This is a genomic window from Longimonas sp., from assembly GCF_046498435.1.
Taxonomy (GTDB): domain Bacteria; phylum Bacteroidota; class Rhodothermia; order Rhodothermales; family Salinibacteraceae; genus Longimonas.
In genome coordinates, this window is the sequence record NZ_JAWOAR010000346.1 from 1 (window position 1) to 3470 (window position 3470).

Sequence of the window (3470 nt, forward strand, 5' to 3'; positions counted from 1 at the left end):
TAGGCTGACCACAGGTGTTCAACCAGATTCATGGTGTAAGACGCCTCATCGCTGCGCATTCAGGAGCGCAACGATGAGGCGTCTTACACCATGAATCTGGTTGAACACCTGTGGTCAGCCTACTGGAGCGAGAACCTGTGGGATGAGGTTGAACGCATCAGCGAACGCCCGTAGTGCTCTGTCACACGTGATTCATGGGGTAACGTATGGACTCCTATTTTATAGTCATCCAGATCCTGAATCGAGTTCAGGACAGGCAAGGCGCCCCTGGCGCCGCTGATCCGGGATCTTTTGTGGACTTCCATGACAATCATTCGCCTAAGCTACCGAAACGTTGACCTTTAACAGAGCAGCAGGCGGCCGTGTAGGTGGTCTGTAGCCAGACCACAACCCGGGCCAAGCACCGGTGCTCACCCTGTGTGCCAGCGATACTGACGGCGGATGGTTGGGTCTTTAGTTCGCTTCATAATGGTGCCGCATTCCTGGCAGTAGAAGACGACCTCTTTCACAGGAGCCGAAATGCCGAGCATAAAGAAGAACCCGGCCCACAGGCTGTAGCGCGGCTCTGCAATCACGCGCGGGTGGTTTAGGTCGTACCCACAGTCGCATTCCGCACGCGTGGCCGTCTGTGATGCGGTTGCTGCGCTGGATGCAACATTCGCCTCTGTCGCCACTCGCTCTCGTTCCGCAATGCGCTCTTTGATGCGCTCCGGCTGCAAGAAATCGGGACGGGATACAGTGTCTTCCTCGGCCTCAGTATCAGCAAATACGTAGTAATCGGCAGACCAGCGTCCCGCACCGTACGCAAAAATTACCACGAGTAGAAACAGCACCAGTGCCGAGAACTCCAGCGACTGCCCGGCGGTGAGTAGTCCCTCTTGCACATGCACCAGCGCCACAGCTCCTATGAGGACCGGAATTTGAATCAGCGCGGCAAAGCGCGTCAGCAAACCAAACGCTAAGAGCGCTCCACCCAGCAGGTGTGCAAAGGTGATGTAGTGTACCAGCGCGGCCGAGGCCAGCGAGAAATCGGATAGATCTACGAGCGACGCGACCCCTTCTGCATGCGAGATAAAGAGCAAGCCCCGCACGAACAAACCAAAGCCCAAATAGATGCGAACCACGTCGATAACAGCATCAGGGTGGTCGCGTAACCAGGCAATCCATTCTTGTATGCGATTCATGCCAGCCGTTGGATTCCGTGAGCAGTAGGTTGAATATTTTGTGCATCGTTAAAGTCGCTTACCTGTTTTGTGTTACGATGACTTCGGCTTCGTTACGTGTATACGAACCCTGACCAATCACTCGTTACAGATTATGGACATACGGTGAATCAGGGGTAGTCTCTATCCGATCCCCCAAGGTCCTAAGGCTACCTGTTAGTGTTGTCTGTTGGTGTTGTCTGTTGGCGACTGTAGCTGCAATACGCCTATATCTGCAACCCAACGCCGTGCTGTGCTTACTACTCTCTGCGTATCCCTTTTACACGTTTAGCGCCTGATTGCTACCATGGATTATACGTCTCTCTTCTCCGACCGACCTGACACAGCACGCCTCTGGATCTATATTGCCCAGCATGATGTGTCGGCCGATACACAACGCGTTGTGCATGATGCCCTTGCGTCGTTCTTTGGGGCGTGGGATTCGCACGGCCGCCCGGTCTCCGCAGATATGGCATGGCGCGAGGATCGCTTTCTGTTCGTGACAGCCCATGTGGAAACAGAAGACGCATCGATCTCTGGATGTGCAACTGATGCGCTCGTGCATGCGGTTGATGAGGCCACCCAGAACCTGGCTTGGGCTCCTGCACTGTCGGTGTCGTACCGAGATGCCGAAGGCAGCGTGGCGGTGACGGATCGTACAACCTTTGCTCGTCTTGCCCGAGCTCACACGGTTGATTCAACCACGTCCGTGTTCGATCCCAGCCTGTCAACACTTGCTGATCTGCACAACGGCGCCTTCGAACAGCCGGCAGGCACAACCTGGCATGCTCGTGCTTTTCCGCTTGCCCATCCTGCATAACCCACCTACCGTCCGACTGCTATGTATCGTTTCCTTGCTCTGCTGGCTGGCTTGCTGTTGCTTATGCCGCTTTCGGCGGATGCACAGCGGTACATTGACCAGTTTGCAGTTTCTGATCTTCTGAACCAGCGTAACGAGAATCTCGATGCGCTCCCTGAGGTCTACTACGAATATTACGAGTTCGACGACCCCCGCAAAAACACAGTTATTGCCCGCGCCGCTATGTACAACGAGCTGGGTGAGGGGAATACAGAACTCGGGCGGAAACGAGCCCAGCTTGTCGAGCTCATCAACCGGACCTCGCTTGGGCAGCTGGCCCTCGGCGACACAGTGATCGTGCCTACCGAGTTCGAAATCGACTTTCGGGCCTATTCGCCGTTTCCGCGCTACTATCCGGGTGCACGTAACGAGGATAAGCTCTTCATCATCCACAAAGAGGTGCAGGCCTTTGCAGCCTACGAATACGGCGTACTGCAACGCTGGGGCGTCGTCAATACGGGCGATCCGGATGAGTATCCGACGCCTAACGGACGGTTTAACTTCAATTGGAAAGAAGAGTATCGCGTCTCCAGCTTGAGTCCGCCGGATGAAGAGTGGGAGATGTATTGGGTGTTCAACTTTCACAATGCACGGGGCATTCACATCCACCAGTATCCGATGCCCACGGGGGGGCCGACCAGCCGCGGCTGTGTGCGCATGATCGATGCGGATGCCGAGTGGGTCTATCACTGGGCCGATCCATGGGAAACGTCGACTGGGCGTACTGACGTTACTTCGAGCCAGGGCGTTCTTGAAGAGCCGGGCTCCATGGTGCTGGTGCTGGGCGACGACCCGGAAGGCAATCCCGACCTCTTCGAACACGGACGCCGCTACCCTATTCTGAAGCGCGTTACGCTTCCCCAGGACCCATACTCGGTAGAGCCTGGAACGCAGCAGCAGGAAATCACCGATCGTTGGCGCAGCGCACGGCGCTAAACGACCTTGCTCATCGACGGCTCAAGGCGCCCATCCCACCCTTCGACTACAACAAAAAAGAGGCCCCCATAGTCGGAGGGCCTCTTTTCTTGTTTGCCTCATTAGGTTTACCTCAGCAGAGAGGCAATATCTGGATGCGGTGTCTTACACCTGCTCCACCGGCTGGCGATACATGGTGTTTACGTAATCGATAACCATGCGCTTGGCGGAGAATGCGTGTGGAAGCCCGGTCATGGCCTCGCGCATGCGGTTGACCCACGCCGTTGGAATGCCGTCAGCGTTGCGTGTGTAGAACTCGGGTACGACCGAGGTTTCGAGCTGCGTGTACAGCGACTCGGCATCGCGGGCATCTTCTTTCTTCTGCCCTTCAGGACCGCGCGGTGCAAACGTGCCGGTAGGCTCCGGGCCAATGGCCCAGCCGTTCGTGTCGGTGTAGCCCTCGGGCCACCAGCCATCGAGGACCGAGAGGTTGA

The 3470-nt window shown here is 56.4% G+C and carries 3 protein-coding genes and 1 pseudogene; 2 read left to right on the forward strand and 2 right to left on the reverse strand.

Annotation, left to right across the window (positions count from 1 at the left end):
* Window positions 1–410: 410 nt before the first annotated feature.
* Window positions 411–1184, reverse strand: coding sequence for a DoxX family protein (locus tag R6U20_RS13515; protein ID WP_410338364.1), 774 nt, complete (start codon window positions 1182–1184; stop codon window positions 411–413).
* 325 nt (window positions 1185–1509) lie between these two features.
* Here R6U20_RS13515 and R6U20_RS13520 point away from each other — a divergent pair, with 325 nt between their 5' ends.
* Entirely contained in the window at window positions 1510–2022 is a 513-nt protein-coding gene (locus R6U20_RS13520; RefSeq protein ID WP_410338365.1) for a hypothetical protein, read from the forward strand.
* A 21-nt stretch (window positions 2023–2043) separates the two neighbouring features.
* Complete coding sequence (locus R6U20_RS13525; protein WP_410338366.1) at window positions 2044–2997, forward strand: L,D-transpeptidase; 954 nt, start codon at window positions 2044–2046, stop codon at window positions 2995–2997.
* Window positions 2998–3141: 144 nt separating this feature from the next.
* Here the strand turns inward: R6U20_RS13525 and R6U20_RS13530 are convergent.
* Window positions 3142–3470: pseudogene (locus R6U20_RS13530) on the reverse strand (DUF3417 domain-containing protein); the annotation flags it as partial.

What these genes read in the sequence shown, in the direction of transcription:
- R6U20_RS13515 (WP_410338364.1), bottom strand. Translation starts at nt 1,184, where the DNA reads ATGAATCGCATACAAGAATGGATTGCCTGGTTACGCGACCACCCTGAT.
- R6U20_RS13520 (WP_410338365.1), top strand. Translation starts at nt 1,510, where the DNA reads ATGGATTATACGTCTCTCTTCTCCGACCGACCTGACACAGCACGCCTC.
- R6U20_RS13525 (WP_410338366.1), top strand. Translation starts at nt 2,044, where the DNA reads ATGTATCGTTTCCTTGCTCTGCTGGCTGGCTTGCTGTTGCTTATGCCG.